Source organism: Streptomyces diastaticus subsp. diastaticus (assembly GCF_011170125.1).
GTDB classification, from domain to species: domain Bacteria; phylum Actinomycetota; class Actinomycetes; order Streptomycetales; family Streptomycetaceae; genus Streptomyces; species Streptomyces diastaticus.
In genome coordinates, this window is record NZ_BLLN01000001.1 from 1 (window position 1) to 22,366 (window position 22,366).

Here is a 22,366-nt window from a genome sequence, read left to right on the forward strand (position 1 = left end):
GATAAGGCGCGTCGGCCGGAGCGCGGTGTCGGAGGCGGCCTCTGCGGATGCGTCGTTTCCCGTGCCGGGCGCCGCTTGTCGCCTCGGCCCGGGGATCTCGGGGGCGGCCGGGGTGGCGGCTCGGGTCGGGGCGGGTGGTTCCGGGGCCGGGCGGGGGTGGCGTCGGGACAGCTCGGCCAGTTCCCGCAGGGCCAGCAGTCGCGCGGGCGGTTCACCGGCGAGGGCACAGAGTTCGCCGACCAGTTCCGGCGGCGGGATGAGGACGCCGCCGAGATAGCGCTGCCAGGACGACTTGCTGGCGGTGGTGCGGGCGGCGAGCCCGGCCAGACTCAGTCCGGTGGCGGCGCGCAGGGCGGCCAGCTCGCGGGCGAGGTGGGCGCATTCCAGGGACGGCTCGCCGGTCACCGTCGCAGCACCTCCCAGGTGTGCGGGCCCATGATCCCGTCGACGACCAGCCCTTCCTTGTCCTGAAGGCGTTTGACGGCCCGTTCGGTGGCCGCCCCGTAGGCCCCGTCGACGCTGCCGATGCGGTACCCGCGGTGTTCCAGCAGGCACTGCGCCTCGACCACGTCCCAGGTGGTGGAGATCTGCTGGAGCAGGGCCTCGGTGGTGTCGCTGTGCCCCGCGTACAGGCGGCCCTCGAAGCGGTGGATGTCGCACGGGTGGGTGCGGCCCGGCTCGAAGGTGAACTCCTCGGCGGCCACCCGGCGGTGCTGCTCCTCGTCGGCCTCGGCGGCGCCCGTCCCGGGCAGGACGAGGCCGAAGACGACGGCCAGCGCGCCGGCCACGACGACCAGGGCGGTGCCGGCGACCAGCAGGCCGCGGCGGGCGGGCCGTCGCGGGGCGGACTTCGCGGGAGCGGCTGAGCCGCCGATGACCACGGTGTCGCCGCGCCCCTGGCCGGCGGGCTCCTCCGGTACGCCCGGGGCGCCCGGCTCGCCGGGCCCGGCGGCTTCGGCCTCGGGAGCCACCTCGGGGCCGGCAACGTTCCCGGATGCGGTTACGGACGCGGACGCGGACCCTGCCGGCGCGCGCTTCCCCGGGACCGGCTCCGCGGGCACGTCGGCCCGACCGGCCGCAACGGTGCCCGCCTCCGCCGGCCCAGCGGCCTTGGCCGGAGCGGTCGCCCTCGGCGGAGGTGCCGTCCAGGTCTGGGCGGCGAGGGTGTGCAGGGCGAGCATGCGGTCCGGGTCGGCGCCCGCGAGGGCGGCGAGTTCGGCGACGGCGTCGGACGGCGGGAGCTTACGGCCGTTCAGGTACCGCTCCCACGAGGAACGGCTGTAACTCGTCCTCGTGGCCAGGGCCGTGAAACTGAGCCCGGTGGCGTCCTTGAGCCTCCTCAGCCTGTCCACCAGCCGCCTGGCCTGTGGATCGAGGTGTTCCGGAAGCGTCTTCCACGGCGCCATGCTGTGTGTCCTCCCCCACTCGCCCCGGCTCCGGTGGCCCCCAGCATGCTCTCCTGGGCGGGAAAACTCCCTGGTCAGAGCCTGGGACGACCCAGAATACCGCCAAGTCGCCCGGCCAGGTGGCGGCGATCGGCCGCCCCTCGCCAAGCTGGGGCCCGTCACTCAGCGCCACCCCGCGCTCCCCGGTCCCTCCGGACCGGCGGTCCGGGCGGCCGCGAGGACGGCGTCACCAGCGCCTTCCGGGCCGGCACGGGGGTCCGGCCGGGAAGGCGCTGCACGCCTCTCCGCGCACCCCGCCCCGTACCGGTGAGCCTCCGGATGCCGCGTGGCCGTCGGCCCCGGACCGCCCCGGACATCGTACGAACTGTCAGCCGCTCCCTCACTGTGCTGTCCACCGCCCCTGCGTGGCCCGGCCGGGCGGCACCCGGTCGGCCCTGCCGTGGGGCGCGTCGCGGGGCCGGTCGGGGTGCGTTGCCTATCGTCGGGGCGGTCCGGGTGTCGACGGCTGGAGGTGTGGTGGGCGGCGGACGGTCCCGGGCGGTGCGGGGCCTGGCCGCGGTGCTGCTCGGCGGGGTGCTGGCGGGCGGGTGCGCGGGCGGCGGCGGGCAGCCGGTGGCGGTGGGGACCGGTGCCGGGGAACGGGCCGGCGCGTTGGTGTGGGGCACCTGCCCCGAGCCGAGCGAGGCCGAGGCGCAGGTGTGGGGCGCGGCGGAGCACCGTCCGGCGTACGCCCGGCACGCGGGGCGGCTGCGGTGCGGCACGCTGACAGTGCCGGTGGACTGGTCGGCGCCGGAGGGACGGCGGTTCGGGCTCGCGGTGGCGGTGCTGCCGTCCACCGGCGGCGGCCGGGCCGAACCGCTGGCGCTCAACCCGGGCGGTCCCGGGGTCTCCGGGCGGCTGATGCCGGTGGGCGTGGCGGGCGGCGGCGCCCGTGGGCTGCTGGACCGGTACGACCTGGTGGGCCTGGACGTGCGCGGCACCGGCCGCTCGCGTCCCGCGGTCTGTCCGGCCGCCGAGTCCCTGGACGCCGGTCCGCCGTCCGCCGCCCCCTCGCGCCGGTCCGCCCGCGCCCACTGGGATCGGCTGGCGCGCGCCCACGCCGCGTGCGCGGAGGCCGACCCGGCCTGGGTCGCCTCCCTGACCACCGCCGACGCCGCCCGCGACCTGGAGGCGCTGCGTGCGGCGCTGGGCGCGCCCCGGCTGCACTACTACGGGGTGTCGTGGGGGACGAGCCTCGGCGTCACGTACCGCACGCTGTTCCCGGGCCGGTCCGGCCGGATGCTGCTGGAGTCGGTGGTGGCGCCCGACCCGGATCTGCGGGGACTGCTGGACGGGGTGACGCGGGCGCGGGAGCAGCGGTTCGAACGGTTCGCGGCGTGGCTCGCGGACCGCTCCGCCCGCTACCGGCTCGGCACGGACGCCGAGGCGGTACGCACCAGGCTGCTCGCCCTGCGCGACCGGCTGACGGAGCGTCCGCTGCGGACGCCCTCGGGAACGTACGGGTCGGCGGAGACCGAGCAGTATCTGGACGCCGAGCCGGCCGACCGGGCGGGGGCGGCGGCCGCGCTGGCGGCGCTGGCCCGGGGACGGGCGCCGGACGGGGGCGGGGACGGGAAGGCGCGGGTCGCGGCGCCGCCGCTGGTGGCGCCGTTCGCCGGGACCGCGCTGCTCTGCTCGCAGGTGACCCATGCGGGGTCGTTCGCGGAGCAGTGGGCGGCCTACGGTGAACGGCGGACCACCTACCCGGTGCTGGGAGGGTCCCGTCCGATGTTCCCCGGCAGTGGTCAGGTGCCGGGCACCAGCACCTGCGCGGGCCTGCCCGCGCCGGACCGGCCACCGGTCGAGCCCGGCCGCGCCGGCGGCCCTCTGCTGCTGGTGGCCCACCGGGACGAGGTGGTGACACCGCTGCCGTGGGCGCGGGCGATGCGGGCCCGCACCGGAGGCTCCCTGCTTGTGGTGGCCGACGGCGAGCACGCCACCGTGACGGGCGGGGCCTGTGCGGGCCGGGTCACGGCGTTCTTCACCAGGCCGGAGGAGACGCCGGCACGGGAGGCGGTGTGCGAGCCCTGACGCCGGGGCGGCCTCGCGGCCACTCACTCCGTGCGCGGAGGCGGAGACCTGGGTGGGGCTCGGGGAGCCGACCGCGCGGAGGGGTTCTGTGGTGGGCGGGGACGACGCGGGCAGGGGTGCCGCCGGTGAGCGGCACGGCGCCGGGCGGGACCGTGGTCCGCCCGCTGGTGCAGGCGGGGCGCATCGACGCGCCGGCGCCGGAGGCCCGGCCGGGCCACGCGGCCGGCGCGTGTGCCCTGTTCGCCTCCTCGGTCGAGGCCGCCGGCACCGGCTGCGGGGACCAGCACGGCGTCGTCGTGCGGAGCCACCATCTGGCGGACGCCGGCGGGCCTGCGGCGACCACGACGAGGCGAAGCGGCTCCAGGACGGGGCCGCGGCTGGCCCGGAGACGGGTGACGGACGACGGGCGACGGGCGACGGGCGACGGGCGACGGGCGACGGGCCGGGCAACGGGCGAGCGCGACGGGCGACGCGGGCGACACGGGTGACGTGACGACGGTCCCGGCTGAAGCTGGTGACCGGCCCGGGTGCACGCGGACGCCGGGGAGACGGGACAGGCCCTCGCCCTCGCCCTCGCCCTCGCCCTCGCCCTCGCCCTCGCCCTCGCCACCGACGCCGTCGAGCAGGCCGAGGAGGAGCGGCCGCCGGCCAAGGTCCCTCAGGTGCTGGAACTGCTCGCGGCTCTCGCCGACCGGACGGGGCCGCCGCCCCGGCCGAGAGCTGCGAGCGGCGCCTTGCCGGGCTACGAGGGCCGGGCGAGCGGTCCGGAGGGACGAGTGGACCCCGGAGGCGTTCCGGCGACTGCCGTCATCGAGCATGGTGAGCGCGGCACCGGACGCCGGCCGCTGCCTGGTACGGCTGCGCGACGGGGGCGCGGGAGGCGGTGGCGGAGCGGCCTTGGGCACCGCCCTGGCCCGGCCCGAACCGGTGGTCGCCGCCTATGCCGTGCCGCCTCGGGGTGCCGACGGGGCCCCGCGTCGGCACCCCGCGTCGGGGCAGCCGCTGGTGGTCCGTACGGGGCGGCGTCTGCGCCGGGACTCCTGCCGGGGCGGGGTCCGGGGACGGCTGAGTCGCCGGGCGGGGTCGACGGCGGGGGCCGCCGGGCCGGGCGGGAGCTGTTCAGGGAACTGAAACCTGAGGGCAACGCGCTCGGCACCTGTTGCATCTATCCTTGTATGCAACGCCCTCCGGTCGCCGCCGCCCGGGGGATGCCTCCAGCGCCGCCCGGGTCCTGTCCGGCCCCGTGGCCGCGTGCCCTCCCCGGTGAGTGAGCCCGGGGGACGGGCCACCCCGCGCGGAGGCGGTCGAGTCGGTGCCGAGCAGGCCGGAGGAGGGGTGTCGAGCAAGTGGTGAGCGGAAGGACGTGGATGCGCGAGCCCGGTGGGCCGGGATCTGCGGGAGTGCGTGTGAGCACGCTGCGCCGCGTCGTGCCCGGGTGGCTCGGGCGGTCGTTGCGCGCCGCGCGGGCGCCGTTCCCGCGGGCCGCCGCGGTGCGCGGGGCGCTGGCCGTCTCGCTGCCGCTCATGGTGGGGCTGCTGCTCGGCCAGCCCGTGGCCGGGGTCGTCGTCGGGCTCGGCGGACTGTGGGCGGTCGGCCAGGACAGTGCCGCCCCCTACAAGGCGCGGGCGCTGCGGATCGCGGCGCTCGGCGGGTCGGCCGCGGTCGGGCTGCTGGCCGGGGCGACGGCCCTGCGGTACGGCGACACGGTGGGGATCGCGGCGCTGCTGGCGGTGGCGGGGCTGGTGTCGGGGTGGGTGAGCGTCGGAGGGCCGCTCGCCTCGGTGGCGGGGATGCACCTGCTGCTGGGGGCGACCGTCGGCACCGGCATCCCCGTCCCCGGCCCCTGGTGGGCGGGGCCGCTGGAACTGCTGGGCGGCGCCCTGTTCGCGCTGGCGCTGACCTGCCTGCCCTGGCTCTGGCGGCGCCACAGCCCCGAGCGGGAGGCGGTCATCGCCGTCTTCGACGCGGCCGAGCGGGCCCTGTCGCGGGCCGGCACTCCGGGCGCGACCGAGGCGCGGGCCCGTATGACACTGGCGCTCAACACGGCGCAGGACCTGCTCGCCGTGCACAGCTCCCGCAAGCACGCCGAGCGGGAGACGCCCGTCGGCGGGCTGATCGCGGCGTTCCGGGCCGCCGTCCACCTGGTCGAGGCGGTCACCGCGCTCATGGTGGAGGGCCGCCCGCTGCCGCCCGCGGTGCTCCGGGTGCCCTCGCTGCTGGCCGCCCGGGTGGTCCCGCCGGTACGCGCCGGTCGCCCGGCGCCGGACGGCGCGACCGGGCACGGCCCGGAGCCGGAGCCGCCGTTCGCCGCCGACACGCCGGGGCTGCGGGCGCTGGCCGAGGTGTACCGGGCGCCGGGCCGCTCGCTGACGCTGCTGCCCGACCCGCCCGCCTACGACGGTCCGCGGCTCGCCGACCGGCTGCGGTTCGCCCTGCTGCTGGGCGGGTGCACGCTGGCCGCGGTCGTCGTGGCGCAGCTTCTGCACGGGCCGCGCGGCTACTGGCTGCCGATGACCGTGGCCTTCCTGTACAAGCCGGACCTCGGGCCGGTCTTCGGTCGGGCCCTCAACCGCTGCCTCGGCACGGTGGCCGGGGTCGGCATGGTGGCGCTGGTGGCGTGGCTGGTGACCGACCAGTGGGCGCAGACGCTGGTGGCGGCGGCCTTCGGCGCGGTGATGGCGGCGGGCGTGCGCTACCACTACGCGCTCTCCACCTTCGGCCTGACCGTGATCGTCTTCGTCTTCATCGACTTCCTCGGCGACGACCGGCAGCTCCTGCCCTCCCGGGTCCTGGAGACGGTGATCGCCGCGGCCCTGGTCCTCACCGCGCACTTCCTGACCCGCCCCGACTCGTGGCGGGTGCGGGCCGAACTGCGCGTCGCCGCCGCCGACCGCGCCTGGCGCCGCTACGACCGGCGGGCCCCGGCCGCCTCCCCCGACGAGCGGCACGAGCTGCGCCGTACCGCCTACCGCCGGCTCGCCGAGGCCCGCCAGGCGCTGGAGACCGCCGGCGCCGAACCGCACCGGGATCCCGAGCGCTTCCCGGTGCTGGAGCGCCGGGTGGCCCGCGCCGAGGAGGGGTGCGACGCGGTCACGGCCTACGTGGTGGCCGGCGGGCGGCGCTGAGCCGGGAGCCGGAGCCGGAGCCGGGGCCGGAGCCGCGCAAGGGCTACCCGGAGTGCTTGCGCGAGGCCGACTTCCACACCCGGGCACCGAGGAGGCCGCCGGCGGCCAGGCCGACGAGGGCTCCCGCCAGGGTCTCGCCGTCCGTCGAACCGGTACCCGAGGCCCCGAGCCGGACCATGACCACGGCCACGAGCACGCTCGCCACGAGCGTCACGCAGAGCCGCGGAGCGAAGTAGACCCGCCGCCGGGGAGGCGCGGGAGGCCGGGACAACCGGGCCGCGGGGCCGGTGACGGCGGCCTCGGGCCGCTTGAAGTACGCGAAGGGACCCCAGACGCCGCAGGGCTCCCAGCCCTCGGTGGCGAGCCGGCCGGTGAGCCGCTCACGCTCGCGCGGCCCGGCCGCCTCGCGGCGGTAGGCCCATCGCAGGGGGTGCTGCCGGTCGCGGCGGCAGACGAAGCGGCCGAGGCGGTCGAGGCGTTCCACCTCCCACCCCTGGCCACCGAACCGTTCCAGCAGTCGCACCTCCTGGAGCGCGTCGGCGGTCCACACCCAGGTCTCCGCCCCGGCTTCCGGTCCGTCCGCGGCGTCCGCGCTCTGCCGGTCGGTCAGGCGGTCGGCCAGTTCCCCGGCCGGGCCGAACTCCTCCACCAGCGGGCTGCGGGCCTCCACCGCGTACGCGGCCAGCTCCCGCACGAGGGCGTCGACGCGGGCCGGCGGCATGTCCCGCTCGCGCAGCAGCGCGGACAGCTCCTCGAAGTACGCGGTCCTCTCCCTGCTCATACGTCCTTCTCCCCCCGGACCAGCGCGTCCTCGACGGCGCGGTGGAACGCCCGCCACGCCGCGCCCTGCTCCTTGAGGCCCCGGCGGCCTTCCGGGGTCAACCGGTAGTAGCGCCGCCCCGGGCCGCGCTCGGCGGCCCGGAACTCCGCCCGTACGAGACCGGCCTCCTCCAGCCGGTTGAGTACGGGGTAGAGCGTGCCGCCCTTGATCTGGCCGAGGCCGGCCTCGTCGAGGCGCTTGGCGATCTCGTAGCCGTAGCTCTCGCCGTCCGTCAGGCAGGACAGCACCAGCAGATCGAGCACGCCTCTGAGCCAGCTGGCCCTCCTGTCCGTCACCATGGGGAGATAGGACCACGAGCTAGGTAGGAACGCAACCTAGATAGCCATGGGGAATTCGCCCCGCTCCGAGGGGCGGGGTCAGCCGACCCGGTCCGGGAGGTCCAGTTCCGTACCGTCCACCCCGGCGCGGCGCAGGATGGAGCCGATGTGCCGGTGCAGGAGTTCCTTGGCGGCCGGCGCGTCGCCGTCCTGGAGGGCACGGGCCAGTGCCAGGTGTTCGGCGGTGTCCTCGGCGACCTCCTGGCGGCCGGCGAGTGCGGCGGCGGTGAACCGCTGGTGCTGGTGCCAGAGGGTGGCGAAGAGGCCGGTCACGGTGCGGTTGCCCGCGGCGGCGACCAGCGCCGCGTGGTAGGCGCGCCCGGCGTCGCGGGCCTCGCGCGGGGTGGCGGCGGGCCCGCAGCGGGCGGCCAGGTCGGCACCGACGCGGCGCAGCGCCTCGTGGCCGCGCGCGGCGAGGGTGTCGAGGGCGAAGCTCTCCAGGAGCAGGCGGGCCTGCATGATGTCGCGCCCCTCGCCGACGGAGACGGGGACGACGAGGGCGCCCCGCTTGGGGTACAGCTCCAGGAAGCCGTCGGAGCGCAGCCTCAGGAACGCCTCGCGGACCGGAGTGCGGGACACGCCCAGCTCGGTGGCGACCTGTCCTTCGGTGAGGAGTTCACCGCTGCCGTAGGTGCCGTCGAGGATGAGGTCCTTCACGTGCTCGTAGGCGCGCTCGGCGGTCGGTGTCGCGTGTCCCATGCGGCCATTATCCGGTCGGCACCGCGGGGGGAGGGCGCCGGCCGCCCCCGTCCCCGGTATCTCCGGGGGAGGGGCGGCCGGCGCCTGGCGGTCCGGGGGTCAGGACACGATGTCCTTGCCCGCGAAGCCCCGGAAGGCCAGCGCGAAGAGGACCAGGGCGTAGCTGACGGAGACCGAGGCGCCCTGGAGCATCCCGGACCAGGCGATCTCCGGCTGGAGCGCGTCGACCCAGGCGAACTGCCAGTGGGCGGGCAGGAAGGCGCGCCAGTCGCCGAGGGCGGTCACGGCGTCCAGGACGTTGCCGACGATGGTCAGGCCGACCGCGCCGCCGACCGCGCCGAGCGGGGCGTCGGTGCGGGTCGAGAGCCAGAACGCCAGACCGGCGGTGACGAGCTGCGACACGTACACGAACGCCACCACCACGGCGAGGCGGCCGAGGGCCTCACCCGCCGGGAGGGCGCCGCCGGTGGGGATCTGGAGCGGCCCCCAGCCGTAGGCGAGGATGCCGACGAGCAGGCCGACCAGGGGCAGCAGCACCATCGCGGCGGCGCTGAAGGCCAGCGCGACGACGAGTTTGCTCCACAGCAGGCGGGCCCGCGGCACGGGCGCCGCCAGCAGGTACCGCAGCGAGGACCAGCCCGCCTCGCTCGCCACCGTGTCGCCGCAGAACAGGGCGACCGGGACGACCAGCAGGAACCCGGCGGAGACGAAGAGGCAGACCGCCGCGAAGTTGAGCCCGGAGGCGGTGGCGGTGTCCATGAGGTTGACCCGGCCGCGCCGCTCGGGCTCGCCGCCGATGGCGAAGGCGGCCACCATGACGACCGGCAGCAGGGCCAGCACCGCCGCCATCACCTGGGTACGGCGCCGGCGAAGCTGACGGACCGCCTCGACCCGCAGCGGCAGGGTCCGGCCGGGCCGGTAGCCCGGGGCGGTCGGGTCGGTGCGGGCGGGGCCGGTGAGGGTGCCGGGGGTGCTCATCCGGTACCTCCGATCAGGGTGAGGAAGGCGTCCTCCAGGCGGCGGTGCGGCATGACCGAGCTCACCGGCACGCCGAGGCGGACGAGTTCGACGACGAGCTGGTCGGCGCCGAGGCCGTCGAGCCGGACCAGCAGGCCGTTCTCGGTCGGGTCGACGGCGGCGATGCCGTCCAGCGCCGCGACCTTGTCGGCCAGCGGCGCGTCCACGGGCGCTGCCAGCCCGACGTGCAGGGTGTCGCCGCTGCCGGCGATCTCCGCGACCGGCCCGGCCTGCACCAGCCGCCCCTGGTCCATGACGACCAGGTGGGTGCAGGTCTGCTCGACCTCGGCGAGCAGGTGGCTGGAGACGATGACGGTGCGCCCGGCCGAGGCGTACCGGATCATCACCTCGCGCATCTCGCGGATCTGCGGCGGGTCGAGCCCGTTGGTGGGCTCGTCCAGGATCAGCAGGTCGGGCAGGCCCAGCATGGCCTGGGCGATGGCGAGCCGCTGCCGCATACCCTGCGAGTAGGTGCGGACCGCGCGTTCCAGGGCGCCGCCGAGCCCGGCGATCTCCAGGGCCTGCTCGATGTGGGCGTCCTCGGCGGGGCGGCCGGTGGCCTGCCAGTACAGGTCGAGGTTGGCGCGGCCGCTGAGATGCGGCAGGAACCCGGCGCCCTCGACGAAGGCGCCGACCCGGGAGAGGACGGGCGCGCCGGGCCGGACGGCCTGGCCGAAGACGCGGATCTCGCCCTCGTCGGGCCGGATGAGCCCCATCAGCATGCGCAGGGTGGTGGTCTTGCCCGCGCCGTTGGGGCCGAGCAGACCGAGCACCTGGCCGCGCTCGACGCCGAAGGAGAGGTCCTGGACGGCGTACCGGTCGGTGGAACCGGCGTACTTCTTGCTGAGGCCGGTGATCCTCAGCGGTACCGCCGCCAGTTCGGGGTCGGCCGGGGGCGCGCTGGTGCGGCGGCGGCCGAGCAGGAGCAGCCCGGCGGCGAGGACGGCCGCGCCGAGCGGCAGCGCCCAGACCCAGGCGGGCAGCGGCGTCGCGGCGGTGCGGACGGCGGGGGCCGTGGGCACGTGCAGGTCGCCCTCGGCGGCGATCCGGTAGGTGGCCGGTTCGGCGGGTGAGGCGTAGCCGAGGTCGGTGGCGGAGAGGACGACGCGCAGCGAGTGGCCGCGACGGACCTCGTGGTCGACGGCGGGCAGCTTCAGGGTGAGGGTGCGGCCCTGGTCGGCGCCGGTGACCCTGACCGGGGAGACCAGCTGGGCGGGGAGCACCTGGCTCTTGCCGCCGGGGCCGACGTCGTAGACCTTGCCGAAGAGGACGGCGTCCTCGGTGTCGGCGGCGACCTTGACGCGGACCGTCGGGGAGCCGGTGATCCGCAGGTCCTTCTTGAGCGGCGCGGAGTCGAACCGGGCGTGCTGGCCGGGGAAGTCGAAGGAGACGCCGACGCCGAGCGAGGAGAGCCGGGCGAGGCTGCTGCCGTCGTCGGCGCTCTCGCCGCCGCCCGGTCCGCCGCCGCCGAGGCCGGGCAGGGTGGAGATGGCCGGCGGGACGGCTCCGGCCGGGTTGTCGACCTTCTGCTCGCGGCCGCTCAACGGGACGCGCACCGGGTCGTGGCCGAGGCCGGGGTAGCTGCCGCCGGTGGCGCCGCGCAGTTGGGCCGCGCCGTTGGTGGAGTCGACGCCGCCGGTGCGGGTGACGCGGAAGGCGGGGCCGGGGTCGGCGTCCTCGTCCTGCTTGAGGTAGCGGTCGAACCAGTCGGTGACGCGCTGTTCGACGCGGGCCGCCTCCGGGTTGCCGCCGTCGTGGCCGCCGGCCATCCAGTCGACGGCGACGGGCTGGCCGTTCTTCTTCAGCGCCTTGGCGGCCTGGTCGGTGTGGGAGAGCGGGAAGAGGGAGTCCTGCTGCCCCTGCACGAACAGGGCGGGCACCTTGATGCGGTCGGCGACCGACTTCGGGGAGCGGGTGGCGAGCAGCTCGGCGGCCTTCGCGTCGGGCTTGCCGGAGACGGCGACGCGGTTGTACATCGCGCACAGCTCGGCCTCGAACCGCTCGCACCCGCCGCCGGTGGACAGGAACATGCCCGTCCACAGCTTCTTGAAGACGCCGTTCGGGAAGAGCGCCTCGGGGAAGTCCCACCAGGTGATGAGCGGGGCGATGACGTCGACCCGGTCGTCGTGGCCGGCGGTGAGCAGGGAGACGGCGCCCCCGTAGGAGGCGCCGGTCATGCCGACGCGCGGGTCGCCCTCGGCGTCGAGCTGGACCTCGGGGCGTTCGGCGAGCCAGTCGATGAGCTTCGAGGCGTCGGCGACCTCGCCCTTCGGGTCGTTGAGCCCGATCCTGCCGGTCGACCCGCCGAAGCCGCGGGCGGTCCAGGTGAGGACGGCGTACCCGTTCCGGGCCAGCTTCTCGGCCTGGTCGCGCAGGTCGGCCTTGGTGCTGCCGAAGCCGTGGGCGAGCAGCACCGCGGGACGGCGTCCCTCGCCGCCCGCGGTGAAGTACGAGGTGTCGATCCGGACCCCGTCGCCGGTCCGCAGGATCTGGTCCTGCCGCTTCACGCCGCTGTCGTCGGCCGCCGACGCGGAGCCCGCCGGGGCGAGCAGCGCGGCCAGGACACCGGCCGAGGCGAGGGCGGCCCTCCACCGGGGCGGTCCGTGCTTGTTGAGACGCATGGACCCACGGTACGGGCGCGCGGGGGGTGCTCCGCGCCCCCTCCAGCACGACCCCGACGTGCTGCGCGAGGCGTATACCCGCGTGCGGCGTACCGCATCCGTGGTAGGCCGTACCCACAGCTGTGAGCCCGCCCGGGTCGCCGGCCGCGCCGGACGACCGCCCTGCTCGCGGCTGGCCGAACTCCGCGCCGGGCGGGGCGGGTTGGCCGCCGCCCGGCCGGCCGGCGCGCGCCCCCGGCCGCCACGGACGTGAGGGGCGTCACCCCTGCCCCGCGTACGCCGAGAGCGAAGCCGCGGGCTTCGTTTCGGGCGTGCGGCGGAGGGGGCGCACCCGGGCAGGGGCGGGCGGAGCACGGGGCGGTGAACGGCGGGCGGTCGCGGTGCCGGGGTGGGAGTCCGGGTGAGGGACGTCAGCCGGTGACGCCACCGTCGACGACGAGGTCGTGGCCGACGGCATAGCTCGGCCCGGCGGACGCCGGCCACAGCGCCGCGCTCACGACCTCGCCGGTGGTGGCGACGCGGCCGGTCGGCACCCGGGCTCCGGCGGCGGTCGCGGTCGCCCGCCCACGCGCGAAGGCACCGGCAAACGGCGCCGGTGGCGGTGCGGATGCCGATGACGGTCCCGTCCTGGCGCGGGCGGTCATGGGCCGCTCCTTACCGGATGCCGTCGCGAAGAGGGCCGGTGCCGCGGCGACGGCGACCGCCTCGTCACAGGTCGTCCAGTCCGACCAGCCCGTCCTGGATCGCCCGTGCCAGCAGCGCGGCCTTGGTGGGTGCCTGCCTGCCGCTCATCGCGTACTTGAGGCGGATGTGTTCGAGGTGGGTGTTGACGGTGTGCGGGGAGATGCCGAGGCGTCGGCCCACGAACGCCTTGGACTCGGACTGGAACCACTCGATGAGCACCTCGGTCTCGCGGGCCGAGAGGGCCGGGCGGGTGGCCGAGCGGTCCCCGGCCAGGGCACCCGCCAGCGACGGCGGGGTGTACGCACGGCCCTCCGCCGCCGCGGCGGCGGCCTCCAGGAGGTGTTCGGCGCCCTCGTCCTTGGTCAGGTAGCTCAGCGCGCCCAACTCCAGGCACTGGAGGGCGAGGTCGCCGTCGACCCGCATCGTGTAGACGACGACGCGCCGCCCCGCCTCGGTCAGTCTGCGCAGCTCGTCCATGGCCGGTGCGGGCCCGCCCAGGTGCAGGTCGAGGATGACCACGTCCGCGGTGGCGCCCTCGCCGGTCCAGGCGGCCCGGGCGTTGTCCCCGGAAGCGGCGACCCGGATCGGCGGGTCGCCCGCGGTCAGCCAGTGGGCGACCCCGGCCCGTACCGCGGGGTGGTCGTCGACGATGACCGCCGTCAGTTCCGCCATCGTGTCTCCAAGCGCTGGAACTCCCCGTACTGGCCGTACTCGACCTCGACCGACGCGGTGGACGTGGCGGCGACCACGGTGTGGGCGTCGGTGATCACGGCGATCCGCACGTCCTTCCCGGTGCGCAGCACACTCACCCTGGCACGCAGCCGTGCCGCCGACAATGCTTTCACGAGCGGCCCCGTCAACTCCTGACGTACCGCCACGGGCACGGACACCGCCGCACCGCTGACCGCGAAGGACACGTCCACACCTCGTCGTTCCGCCACGTCCACGCAGGCGGCTACTTCGTGCACCAGCGGGTCGGGGACCTCGTCGTTCTGCGCGAACAGCCGCCGCAACTGCGTGGCCCGCAGGGCACACTGGCGCTGAGCCTCCTCGTCGCGCGGGTCGGTGACACCGTCGGCCAGCGCGGCGAGCAGCGGGAGAACCGCGCCCAACTGCCCGGTGAACAGGTCGCGTCGGCCCTTCTGCCACTGCTCGGCCGCGAGCATCCTGGTCCGGAGCCGGTCCCGCTCCTCGGCCACCGCCGCCGCCTCGCGGCTGCCGCGGCACAGCACCCTGGTGATCACGACGACCGCGAGCTGCACCGTGACCGCGCTGAAGGTGGCCGTGCCGGCCGTGCCGAGCGCGGCGCGGTCGGGTACGCCCGCGTGCAGGAACAGCGCCGTGCTCAGCGCCACGTGCACGGCCAGCACGGTGACCAGCACCCGCACCCGGTCCAGCAGCAGCAGGAGGAAGTGCCAGCCCACCAGGCCGTAGGCCCAGTCCGGTGCCTGGAAGCGCCGGTCGGGGGCGACCGCGAGGGTGGCGGTGAGCGCGGCGGCGAGGACGAGCAGGGTCCCGGTGAGGGCGAGCGCGGCCGGCAGCGGTCTGCGGCGGAGCACCCAGCGGGAGCAGCAGCCGGTGACACCGGCCAGCACGGCGAAGGCGAGCACGGCGAGACCGGGGTGGCGGTAGTCCTGTTCGAGCAGCGGGCGCAGGGCCAGGCCGAACATCAGGACGGTCGTGGCGCAGACCAGGACGACGCGCATGGTCGCGTGCACGTGCTCCCCCGCCCTGTCCGCCTCAGTCACCGGGCCACACCAGACGTACGCGGGTCCCGCGGCCCGGTCGCGAGACCACCGTGGCGTGTCCGCCGACGGCGGCCACGCGTTCGACGATGGAGCAGCGGACCCCCCGCCGGGTGACGGCGACCTCCTCGGGCGCGAATCCCACACCGTCGTCCTCGACCAGGACGACGACCGCGTTCCCTTCGCGGCCCACGCGGAGCACGGCGGCGTCGACCCGGGCGTGGCGCTCGACGTTCACCAGCGCCTCGTGCACGGCGCGGACGAAGGCGAGGGCCACCGAGGCGGGCACCGGTATCGCCTCGCCGGTGTCGCGGAACTCGACGGCGGGCCGGTCACGGTCGAGGAGGCCGCGCAGGGAGGCGGGCAGGTCGACCGGGCTGTCCCGTGCCGTCGCTCCGCCCGCCGCGCCGGTGAGGATGGCGAGGTCGCGCCGGGCGTACGCGGCGACCTCGGCCGGGTCCGCGTCCTTGCCGCCCACCGCCACCATGAGGAAGGTCGAGGCCGCCGTGTCGTGCAGCAGGGCCAGGTACTCCCGCTCGCGGCGGTGCCGGGCCGAGGAGAGCGCCTCGGCCCGCGCCACCACCGACCTGCGGCGGTGCTGTTCGTCGACGGTCCGTCCCGAGCGGCGCAGCAGCACGAACCCCAGGCGGGCCAGCAGGCATTCGAAGACCAGCCGGGGCACCAGCGTGCCGATGTCCTCACCGCCGGCCACGGCGAGGTCGACGGCGAGCAGTCCGGCCGTGACGGGGACGGTCACCGCCGGGGGCCACTCCCACTGGAGGGTGATCGCCGTGGTGGTCAGGACGTTGAGCGCCCAGAGGCCCCGCCCGCCGCCGGTCCACTCCTGGCAGGCGCAGACCGCCACGACCCGGACGACGGCGCAGCCCAGCGACAGCGCGGGAGCCCGCCCGGTGAGCCCCGACCAGCAGTCCACCGCGGCGCCGGCGAGCACCAGCCCGAACAGCGCGTATCCCAGGGGCAGGGCCTGCTCAGGGAGCCCCAGCAGGCCGAAGGCGCTGATGACCACGGTCCCGAGGCCGCGTACGGGGCCGGCCAGCCGGCGCGCGGAGGCCAGGAGCAGGGACTCGACCCCGCCGGGCCGGTGGGCCGCTCGCGCCCCGGTCACCGCAGGGGCCCGCGGGCCCGGCCGGTGCGCCCCGTTCTCACCGCCGCCCCAGGGGGCGTCCGCGCAGGCACCGGTTCACCGCCTCCCGGACTGGTCTCGGCCGCTGCCACGCGGCCGGATTCCGATGAACCGCGGACTATACCGAAGCCGAACGACGGTGCGGTGCCCCTGCCTTGGGCCTCCTTCCGTCTTCTCTCCGCTCCGGCGGGTCGGTCGAACGCGCGATGTGTGCCCCGGTTCCGGTTGTTAGCTTCAGGGCCCCTGTTCCTCGACGCTGAAGGCCGGGTTGATGACGACAAGGAGCCCTCGTCGGGCGTGGTCCGTGGTCACCGCGGTCCGCGCCGCCCTGGTGACGGACTTCGGCCTCACCCCGCGGGCCGGCGCCGCGGCCCCCGGCCGGCCGGTCCCCGGCGACGGCTCCTCGGGCGTGGGCGTCGGCACCGCCCGGTCCGCCCACGACGGAGCCCCGCTGCCCGCGGCCGACCGCCTCCCGACCGGCGGCCGCATCGGGTAGACCTCCCCGGACGCCGTGGCCCCGGGCCACGGGAGCCAACCCCCACAGGCCGGCCCGGGGCCCGCCCGGCGTCCTCACCCCCACGTCCCCCACCCGTACCGGGAGCCCGCGTTGAAAACCCCGACACCGCTCGCCAGTCCACCCGTACTCCGCGTCCTGGTCGCCTTCGCCGCCGTCTGCGCGACCCTGGTGGCCGTGGTGGCCCACGCCCCGTGGGCCAGCGCCGCACCGGCCTGGCCGGCCCTCTCCCAGGGCACCACCGGGGCCGACGTCACCACCGCCCAGTACCTGCTGCGCGACAAGGGGTACGACGTCTCGGTCGACGGCGACTTCGGCCCCGCCACCCGGAACACCGTGCTCGCCTTCCAGGAGTCCAAGGGGTACGGCGCGGACGGTGTGGTCGGCAACGAGACCTGGCCGGGGCTGATCGTCACGGTGCGCGAGGGCGACTCCGGAGACGCGGTGGCCGCCGCCCAGACGGCCCTGAACAAGCACGGCCACAAGCTGGCCGTGGACGGCCGGTTCGGCGCCGGCACCGCCGCCGCGGTCACCGGCTTCCAGTCCGCCCAGGGCCTCACCGCCGACGGTGTCGTCGGTCCCGAGACCTGGCAGCACCTGGTCGGCTCCGGCGAGGACGGCGGGGGTGGCGGCTGCACCGTCCCGGGTGACGCCGATCCCGAGGTGCTCAAGGCCGTCTACGGCAAGGCCATGGAACTCGGCGTCGACGACCGCGTCCTGCTGGCCGGATTCGAGGCCGGGGTCGTCGAGTCGAACATGAACAACCTGGACTGCGGCGACCGCGACTCCCTCGGCGTCTTCCAGCAGCGGCCCTCGCAGGGCTGGGGCACTCCGGAGCAGATCATGGACGTGGCCTACGCCTCCCACTCGTTCTTCACCCGCGCCGTCGACGCGGCCGCGGCCCACCCGGACCACACGGCGGGCCAGGTCGCCCAGGCCGTGCAGATCTCGGCCTACCCGGACCGCTACGACGCCGCGGAGGGCACCGCACGCGCCCTGATCGAACAGGCGAGGGGCATGGCCGGCTGACCCTCCACGGGACGTCCCTCCCGGTTCCGCGTCCCGCCGGTCGGGACCGGGAGGGGCACGCGCGACCGCCGCGGGCGCGGCGGGCACGGGTTCCCGGCCGCCGCCTCAGGATCATCCCGAGCCGCTACGGGGGGCGGCTCGGGGTGGTCCGGAGGTGACGGCCGGGAACCCGTGCGTGCGCGCGGGCGGCGGTACCCGGCCTGCGCGCGCCCGGTCTCCGGGCCCGCCTCGCCGTCAGCCCGCCTCCCAGGGCACCAATGGCGGTCCGGGCCACTCCTCCCGCCACCGGACCGCCTTCGTCTCGTGGACCTCACGGGGAGCCGGTGGCGGGTCGGGACGCAGGACGAGGCCGGGGCCGCGGGCGCCGGCGAGGCCGTGGGGCGCGGGGACGCGCCCGTGGGCGTCGGGGCCGGGGCGGGCCGAGGCAGCAGGTGGTGGCGGCGAAGGCGTCGACGGCCGCCTCGGTGGAGGTGCGCGGCGGGCAGGGACGCCGGACCCCCGCGTGCAGCGGAGGTGGACGCGGGCGTGGCCGCGGATCTCGGCCTCGGCCGGGAGACCGGCGCACACCTCGCGGCCGGCGGGGAGGACGCGCTCCTCGGCCCCCGTGGGAGGGGCCGGAGGGTGGAGGGGGACGAGGCCGTGGTTCTTGGCGCCCTGTGCGGGCGGGTGGCCCGCGGTGACGTTCCCGACGGTCCGGTGGCGGCAGCCGGCGATGAGGTACCAGCCGGGCAGGGCGCGGGCGACGGCTCGGTCGAGGACGGCGAGGAGGCTGGGTGCGGCTCAACGTGGTGCGCGGGGCGGCGACTCGTCCGGCCGCCGGGAGTCAGCTGATCATTGCGTGGACGCAGCGCGCCCCGGCGCTCGTTGGGGGGAGCGCCGGGGCGTGCGGGGGGGGCGGTGCGGGGTCAGTGGTTGCGGGGGAAGCCCAGGTCCACCCCGGCGGGGGCGTCGGCCGGGTCGGGCCAGCGGGTGGTGACGACCTTGCCGCGGGTGTAGAAGTGCGTGCCGTCGTTGCCGTAGATGTGGTGGTCGCCGAAGAGGGAGTCCTTCCAGCCGCCGAAGGAGTGGTAGCCGACGGGGACCGGGATCGGGACGTTGACGCCGACCATGCCCGCCTCGACCTCCATCTGGAAGCGGCGGGCGGCGCCGCCGTCGCGGGTGAAGACGGCGGTGCCGTTGCCGTACGGCGAGGCGTTGATGAGGGCGAGGCCCTCCTCGTAGGTCTCGGCGCGCAGGACGCACAGGACCGGGCCGAAGATCTCGTCGCGGTAGGCGTCGGAGTCGGTGGCGACCTTGTCGAGGAGGGAGAGGCCGATCCAGTGGCCCCGCTCGTACCCCTCGACGGTGAAGCCGGTGCCGTCGAGGACGACCTCGGCTCCCTGCGCGGCGGCGCCCGCCACGTACCCGGCGACCTTGTCGCGGTGGGCGGCGGTGATGAGCGGGCCCATCTCGGAGGCGGGGTCGTCGCCGGGGCCGATGGTGATCCTCTCGGCCCGCTCCTTGATCTTGGCGACCAGTTCGTCGCCGATCGCGCCGACGGCGACGACGGCGGAGACGGCCATGCACCGCTCCCCCGCCGAGCCGTACGCGGCGGAGACCGCGGCGTCGGCGGCGGCGTCGAGGTCGGCGTCGGGCAGGACGAGCATGTGGTTCTTCGCGCCGCCGAGGGCCTGCACGCGCTTGCCGTGGGCGGAGGCGGTGGCGTGGACGTGGCGGGCGATCGGGGTGGAGCCGACGAAGGAGACGGCGGCGACGCCCGGGTGCTCCAGGAGGCGGTCGACGGCCGCCTTGTCACCGTTGACGACGTTGAACACGCCGTCGGGCAGCCCGGCCTCGCCGAGGAGTTCGGCCAGCTTCAGGGCTGCCGAGGGGTCCTTCTCGCTGGGCTTGAGGACGAAGGTGTTGCCGCAGGCGATGGCGAGGGGGAACATCCACATCGGCACCATGGCCGGGAAGTTGAACGGTGTGATGCCCGCGACCACGCCGAGCGGCTGGCGGATCGAGGCGACGTCCACCCGGCCGGCGACCTCGGTGGACAGCTCGCCCTTGAGCTGCACGGTGATGCCGCAGGCCAGGTCGACGACCTCCAGGCCGCGGGCGACCTCGCCGAGGGCGTCGTCGTGGACCTTGCCGTGCTCGGCGGTGATCAGCCGGGCGATCTCCTCGCGGTGCTGGTCGAGCAGGGCACGGAACTTGAACAGCACGGTGGTGCGCCGGGCCAGCGAGGAGGTGCCCCAGCTTGCGTGGGCGGCCTTGGCGGCGGCGACGGCGGCGTCCACCTCCTCGGCGGAGGCGAGCGCGACCTGGGTGGTGACCTCGCCGGTGGCGGGGTCGGTGACGGGGCCGAACTCGCCCGACGCGCCGTCGACGGCCTGGCCGCCGATCCAGTGGTTGACGGTCTTCATGCGGTGTCGCTCCTTCACAGATGACGGCGCCGGGCTGCGACGTTCCGGTCGTACTCCTGCCGGGCGCGGGCCGCCTCCTCGCGGTGCGCGGTCCGGGCCACGGGAACATCCCACCACGCCTGTGCGGGCGTGGGGCTGGACACTGTGTCGGGCGTTTCGGTCCGCACGTAGACACCCGTGGGGGCGGTGGCCTCGCGCACCTCGGCGAGGGCCTCGCGCAGTTCGGCGACGGTGTCGGCGCGCAGCATCCGCACGCCGAGCGAGGCGGCGTTGGCGGCCAGGTCGAGCGGCAGCGGCTCCCCGTCGAGGAGTCCGCCGGGCCCGGGCATCCGGTAGGCGGTGCCGAAGCCCTCTCCACCGACCGCGCGGGAGAGGCCCCCGATGGAGGCGTACCCGTGGTTGTCGATGATGACCAGTTTGAGCGGCAGCGACTCCTGGACTGCGGTGACCAGTTCGGTGGGGTTCATCAGGTAGGTGCCGTCCCCGACCAGTGCCCAGACGGGCCGGTCGGGGGCGGCGAGCAGCACCCCGAGGGCGCCGGGGATCTCGTAGCCCATGCAGGAGTAGCCGTACTCGACGTGGTACTGGTCCGCCGAGCGGGCCCGCCAGAGGCGGTGCAGGTCGCCGGGGAGCGAGCCGGCGGCGTTGACGAGGACGTCCTCGTCCGTGACCAGGGCGTCGAGGGCGCCGAGCAGTTGGGTCTGGGTGGGTCGGGCGCCCGGGTCGGGGGCGCTGTAGGCGGCGTCGACGCGCGTCTCCCAGTCGGCCTTGGCGGTGGTGTACGCGGCGAGGCGCGCGGCCGGGAGGCGGTGCCCCTCAAGGAGGCCGGTGAGGGCGGTGAGCCCTTCGCGGGCGTCGCCGACGAGGGCGTGGGCGGCGAGTTTGTGGGCGTCGGCGGGGTCGAGGTTGAGGTGGGCGAAGCGGACGCCGTCGGCGGCGAAGAGGGTGTGGGAGGCGGTGGTGAAGTCGGTGAGGCGGGTGCCGACGGCGAGGACCAGGTCGGCGGTGCGGGCCAGGTCGTCGGCGGTCGCGGTGCCGGTGTGGCCGATCGCTCCGACGTCCTGCGGGTGATCGTGCGGCAGGGCGCCCTTCCCGGCCTGGGTGGCGGCGACGGGGATGCCGGTGGCGCGGGCGAAGGCGTCGAGCGCCGCCTCGGCCCCGGCGTACTTCACGCCGCCGCCCGCGACGACGAGGGGGCGGCGGGCTTCGCGCAGCAGCGCGGCGGCCTCGGCAAGGGAGGCGGTGTCGGGGGCGGGGCGGCGGATGTGCCAGGTCCGCTCGGCGAAGAACTCCTCGGGCCAGTCGTACGCCTCGGCCTGCACGTCCTGGGGCAGGGCGAGGGTGACGGCGCCGGTGGCGGCCGGGTCGGTGAGGACGCGCATCGCGGTGAGGGCGGCGGGGATCAGCGCCTCGGGCCGGGTGACGCGGTCGAAGTGGCGGGAGACGGGCCGCAGGCAGTCGTTGACGGTGACGTCCCCGGCGTACGGGGCCTCCAGTTGCTGGAGGACGGGGTCGGCGGGGCGGGTGGCGAAGGTGTCGCCGGGGAGCAGCAGGACGGGCAGCCGGTTGACGGTCGCGAGGGCGGCGCCGGTGACGAGGTTGGTGGCACCCGGCCCGATGGAGGTGGTGACGGCGTGGGTGGCGAGACGGCGGCGCTGCCGGGCGAAGCCGGTCGCGGCGTGCACCATGGCCTGCTCGTTGCGGCCCTGGTGGAAGCGGAGCGCGCCGGCGCCTCCGGGCCGCTCGGCGGTGTGCTCGGCGAGGGCCTGCCCGATCCCGGCGACGTTGCCGTGGCCGAAGACGCCCCAGACGGCGGGGATCAGGCGCTGCCGCGCACCGTCCCGCTCGCTGTACTGCGCGGAGAGGAAACGGACGAGTGCCTGGGCGGTGGTCAGCCTCACCGGTAGCCCTCCGCGTGGTCGGGGTGGAAGGTGATCCGCCATTCGCGGCCGGGTCCGGGGCCCGCCATGACGTTGAGGTAGTACAGCGGGTGGCCGGGCGGGGCGACGGACGGGCCGTGCCAGCCGTCGGGGACGAGTACCGCCTCCCCGTCGCGGACCTCGGCGAGCAGGTCGGCGCCGCCGGGCCGGGAGGGTGCCACCCGGTGGAAGGCGGGGGTGGGCCCGTCGAGGGCGAACCAGTAGATCTCCTCCAGCTCGCTCTCCTCCCCCGGCCGGTGCTCGTCGTGCTTGTGCGGCGGGTACGAGGACCAGTGGCCGGGCGGGGTGACGACCTCCACGGCGATCAGGCGGTCGCAGGCGAAGGCGTCGGCGGCGGCGAAGTTGCGCACCTGCCGCGCGCACGTCCCGCTGCCCCGCTCCTCGACGGGTACCTCCGGCGCCGGGCCGCGGCGGGCGGGGAGTCGGCGCCCGCACCTCGCTCCTGCCAGAGCGAACCGGCCGGCGGCGCCGGAGGTGATCTCGACGCGCGCGTCCCGGGGGACGTACGCGAAGTCGGTGGGCCCGGCGAACACGTCCGGGCGGCCTCGCAGAGTGAACTCCGCTTCCTCGCCGCCTTGTTGACTGCCCTCAGGCCGCACCCGGACGGTACCGCCACCGGAGAGCGGAAGCACGATCCACTCCGCTTCTCCGGTCGCGAAGGTGTGGGCGGCGCCGGGGGCCAGCTCCAGCACGCGCAGGGCGGTGTGGCGCAGCCCCTGGTCCGGACCGGCGGTGAGGCGGTAGGGGCCGGCGCGGGGCCCGGGGTCCGGGCGCAGGTGCAGCGGGTGCGGGTCGGCCGGCGGCATCGT

Annotated in this window: 18 protein-coding genes; 4 read left to right on the forward strand and 14 right to left on the reverse strand. The window is 76.2% G+C overall.

Annotated features, from left to right (window positions below; all coding sequences use genetic code 11):
• Both Sdia_RS00005 and Sdia_RS00010 read right to left on the reverse strand, forming a co-directional pair.
• Positions 1–405 (reverse strand): helix-turn-helix domain-containing protein (locus Sdia_RS00005; RefSeq protein ID WP_262417641.1); only part of this gene is annotated, 405 nt, incomplete at its 3' end.
• The gene (locus Sdia_RS00010) at positions 402–1,406 is read right to left on the reverse strand and encodes a helix-turn-helix domain-containing protein (RefSeq protein ID WP_100452669.1); all 1,005 of its coding nucleotides are present in this window, start codon (positions 1,404–1,406) and stop codon (positions 402–404) included. The genes Sdia_RS00010 and Sdia_RS00005, both read right to left, overlap by 4 nt.
• 495 nt (positions 1,407–1,901) lie before the next feature.
• Here Sdia_RS00010 and Sdia_RS00015 point away from each other — a divergent pair, with 495 nt between their 5' ends.
• Both Sdia_RS00015 and Sdia_RS00020 read left to right on the forward strand, forming a co-directional pair.
• Positions 1,902–3,476, forward strand: a complete 1,575-nt coding sequence (locus tag Sdia_RS00015) for an alpha/beta fold hydrolase (RefSeq protein WP_241193733.1) — start codon at positions 1,902–1,904, stop codon at positions 3,474–3,476.
• A 1,406-nt stretch (positions 3,477–4,882) separates the two neighbouring features.
• Positions 4,883–6,601 carry an FUSC family protein gene (locus Sdia_RS00020; protein ID WP_229831551.1) on the forward strand — a complete coding sequence of 573 codons (1,719 nt, stop codon included), beginning with the start codon at positions 4,883–4,885 and terminating at the stop codon, positions 6,599–6,601.
• A 43-nt stretch (positions 6,602–6,644) separates the two neighbouring features.
• Here the strand turns inward: Sdia_RS00020 and Sdia_RS00025 are convergent, their stop codons facing one another.
• The 9 genes from Sdia_RS00025 to Sdia_RS00065 form a co-directional block, all read right to left on the reverse strand.
• Positions 6,645–7,382, reverse strand: coding sequence for a hypothetical protein (locus Sdia_RS00025; protein ID WP_100452666.1), 738 nt, complete (start codon positions 7,380–7,382; stop codon positions 6,645–6,647).
• Positions 7,379–7,720: a PadR family transcriptional regulator gene (locus tag Sdia_RS00030; RefSeq protein WP_181844151.1), complete on the reverse strand. Its 342-nt coding sequence runs from the start codon at positions 7,718–7,720 to the stop codon at positions 7,379–7,381. Before Sdia_RS00030 ends, Sdia_RS00025 begins: the two co-directional genes overlap by 4 nt.
• A gap of 78 nt (positions 7,721–7,798) precedes the next feature.
• Positions 7,799–8,458, reverse strand: a complete 660-nt coding sequence (locus tag Sdia_RS00035; protein ID WP_100452665.1) for a GntR family transcriptional regulator — start codon at positions 8,456–8,458, stop codon at positions 7,799–7,801.
• A gap of 99 nt (positions 8,459–8,557) precedes the next feature.
• Positions 8,558–9,436, reverse strand: a complete 879-nt coding sequence (locus Sdia_RS00040; RefSeq protein WP_100452664.1) for an ABC transporter permease — start codon at positions 9,434–9,436, stop codon at positions 8,558–8,560.
• Positions 9,433–12,096 (reverse strand): alpha/beta fold hydrolase, encoded by a 2,664-nt coding sequence (locus Sdia_RS00045; RefSeq protein WP_100452663.1) that lies wholly within the window; start codon positions 12,094–12,096, stop codon positions 9,433–9,435. The genes Sdia_RS00040 and Sdia_RS00045 overlap by 4 nt, the downstream gene beginning before the upstream one ends.
• A gap of 410 nt (positions 12,097–12,506) precedes the next feature.
• Positions 12,507–12,740 carry an SDR family oxidoreductase gene (locus Sdia_RS00050; RefSeq protein WP_124287175.1) on the reverse strand — a complete coding sequence of 78 codons (234 nt, stop codon included), beginning with the start codon at positions 12,738–12,740 and terminating at the stop codon, positions 12,507–12,509.
• Positions 12,741–12,804: 64 nt separating this feature from the next.
• Complete coding sequence (locus Sdia_RS00055; protein WP_100452662.1) at positions 12,805–13,452, reverse strand: response regulator; 648 nt, start codon at positions 13,450–13,452, stop codon at positions 12,805–12,807.
• The gene (locus Sdia_RS00060) at positions 13,440–14,528 is read right to left on the reverse strand and encodes a hypothetical protein (protein WP_229831552.1); all 1,089 of its coding nucleotides are present in this window, start codon (positions 14,526–14,528) and stop codon (positions 13,440–13,442) included. Before Sdia_RS00060 ends, Sdia_RS00055 begins: the two co-directional genes overlap by 13 nt.
• A complete protein-coding gene (locus Sdia_RS00065) occupies positions 14,521–15,651 on the reverse strand; it encodes a sensor histidine kinase (protein ID WP_229831553.1) in 1,131 nt (376 codons plus the stop codon). Before Sdia_RS00065 ends, Sdia_RS00060 begins: the two co-directional genes overlap by 8 nt.
• A gap of 322 nt (positions 15,652–15,973) precedes the next feature.
• Between Sdia_RS00065 and Sdia_RS00070 the strand changes: the two genes are divergently transcribed.
• Positions 15,974–16,165 (forward strand): hypothetical protein, encoded by a 192-nt coding sequence (locus Sdia_RS00070; protein WP_100452661.1) that lies wholly within the window; start codon positions 15,974–15,976, stop codon positions 16,163–16,165.
• 111 nt (positions 16,166–16,276) lie between these two features.
• The gene (locus Sdia_RS00075; RefSeq protein WP_229831554.1) at positions 16,277–17,212 is read left to right on the forward strand and encodes a peptidoglycan-binding domain-containing protein; all 936 of its coding nucleotides are present in this window, start codon (positions 16,277–16,279) and stop codon (positions 17,210–17,212) included.
• Positions 17,213–18,117: 905 nt separating this feature from the next.
• Here Sdia_RS00075 and Sdia_RS00080 read toward each other — a convergent pair.
• Genes Sdia_RS00080 through iolB form a run of 3 tightly spaced genes read right to left on the reverse strand, consistent with a single transcriptional unit; the run spans position 18,118 to position 22,363 of the window.
• Positions 18,118–19,617, reverse strand: coding sequence for a CoA-acylating methylmalonate-semialdehyde dehydrogenase (locus Sdia_RS00080; protein ID WP_189500421.1), 1,500 nt, complete (start codon positions 19,615–19,617; stop codon positions 18,118–18,120).
• Between the two features lie 14 nt (positions 19,618–19,631).
• Positions 19,632–21,518, reverse strand: a complete 1,887-nt coding sequence (iolD, locus tag Sdia_RS00085; protein WP_115069869.1) for a 3D-(3,5/4)-trihydroxycyclohexane-1,2-dione acylhydrolase (decyclizing) — start codon at positions 21,516–21,518, stop codon at positions 19,632–19,634.
• Entirely contained in the window at positions 21,515–22,363 is an 849-nt protein-coding gene (iolB, locus tag Sdia_RS00090; RefSeq protein WP_185393741.1) for a 5-deoxy-glucuronate isomerase, read from the reverse strand. The genes iolD and iolB overlap by 4 nt, the downstream gene beginning before the upstream one ends.
• Positions 22,364–22,366: the final 3 nt, after the last annotated feature.

Bases quoted from the DNA above. Each gene is read 5' to 3' on its own strand.
- Sdia_RS00010 (WP_100452669.1), bottom strand. From the start codon at position 1,406: ATGGCGCCGTGGAAGACGCTTCCGGAACACCTCGATCCACAGGCCAGG.
- Sdia_RS00025 (WP_100452666.1), bottom strand. From the start codon at position 7,382: ATGAGCAGGGAGAGGACCGCGTACTTCGAGGAGCTGTCCGCGCTGCTG.
- Sdia_RS00030 (WP_181844151.1), bottom strand. From the start codon at position 7,720: ATGGTGACGGACAGGAGGGCCAGCTGGCTCAGAGGCGTGCTCGATCTG.
- Sdia_RS00035 (WP_100452665.1), bottom strand. From the start codon at position 8,458: ATGGGACACGCGACACCGACCGCCGAGCGCGCCTACGAGCACGTGAAG.
- Sdia_RS00040 (WP_100452664.1), bottom strand. From the start codon at position 9,436: ATGAGCACCCCCGGCACCCTCACCGGCCCCGCCCGCACCGACCCGACC.
- Sdia_RS00045 (WP_100452663.1), bottom strand. From the start codon at position 12,096: ATGCGTCTCAACAAGCACGGACCGCCCCGGTGGAGGGCCGCCCTCGCC.
- Sdia_RS00050 (WP_124287175.1), bottom strand. From the start codon at position 12,740: ATGACCGCCCGCGCCAGGACGGGACCGTCATCGGCATCCGCACCGCCA.
- Sdia_RS00055 (WP_100452662.1), bottom strand. From the start codon at position 13,452: ATGGCGGAACTGACGGCGGTCATCGTCGACGACCACCCCGCGGTACGG.
- Sdia_RS00080 (WP_189500421.1), bottom strand. From the start codon at position 19,617: ATGAAGACCGTCAACCACTGGATCGGCGGCCAGGCCGTCGACGGCGCG.
- iolB (WP_185393741.1), bottom strand. From the start codon at position 22,363: ATGCCGCCGGCCGACCCGCACCCGCTGCACCTGCGCCCGGACCCCGGG.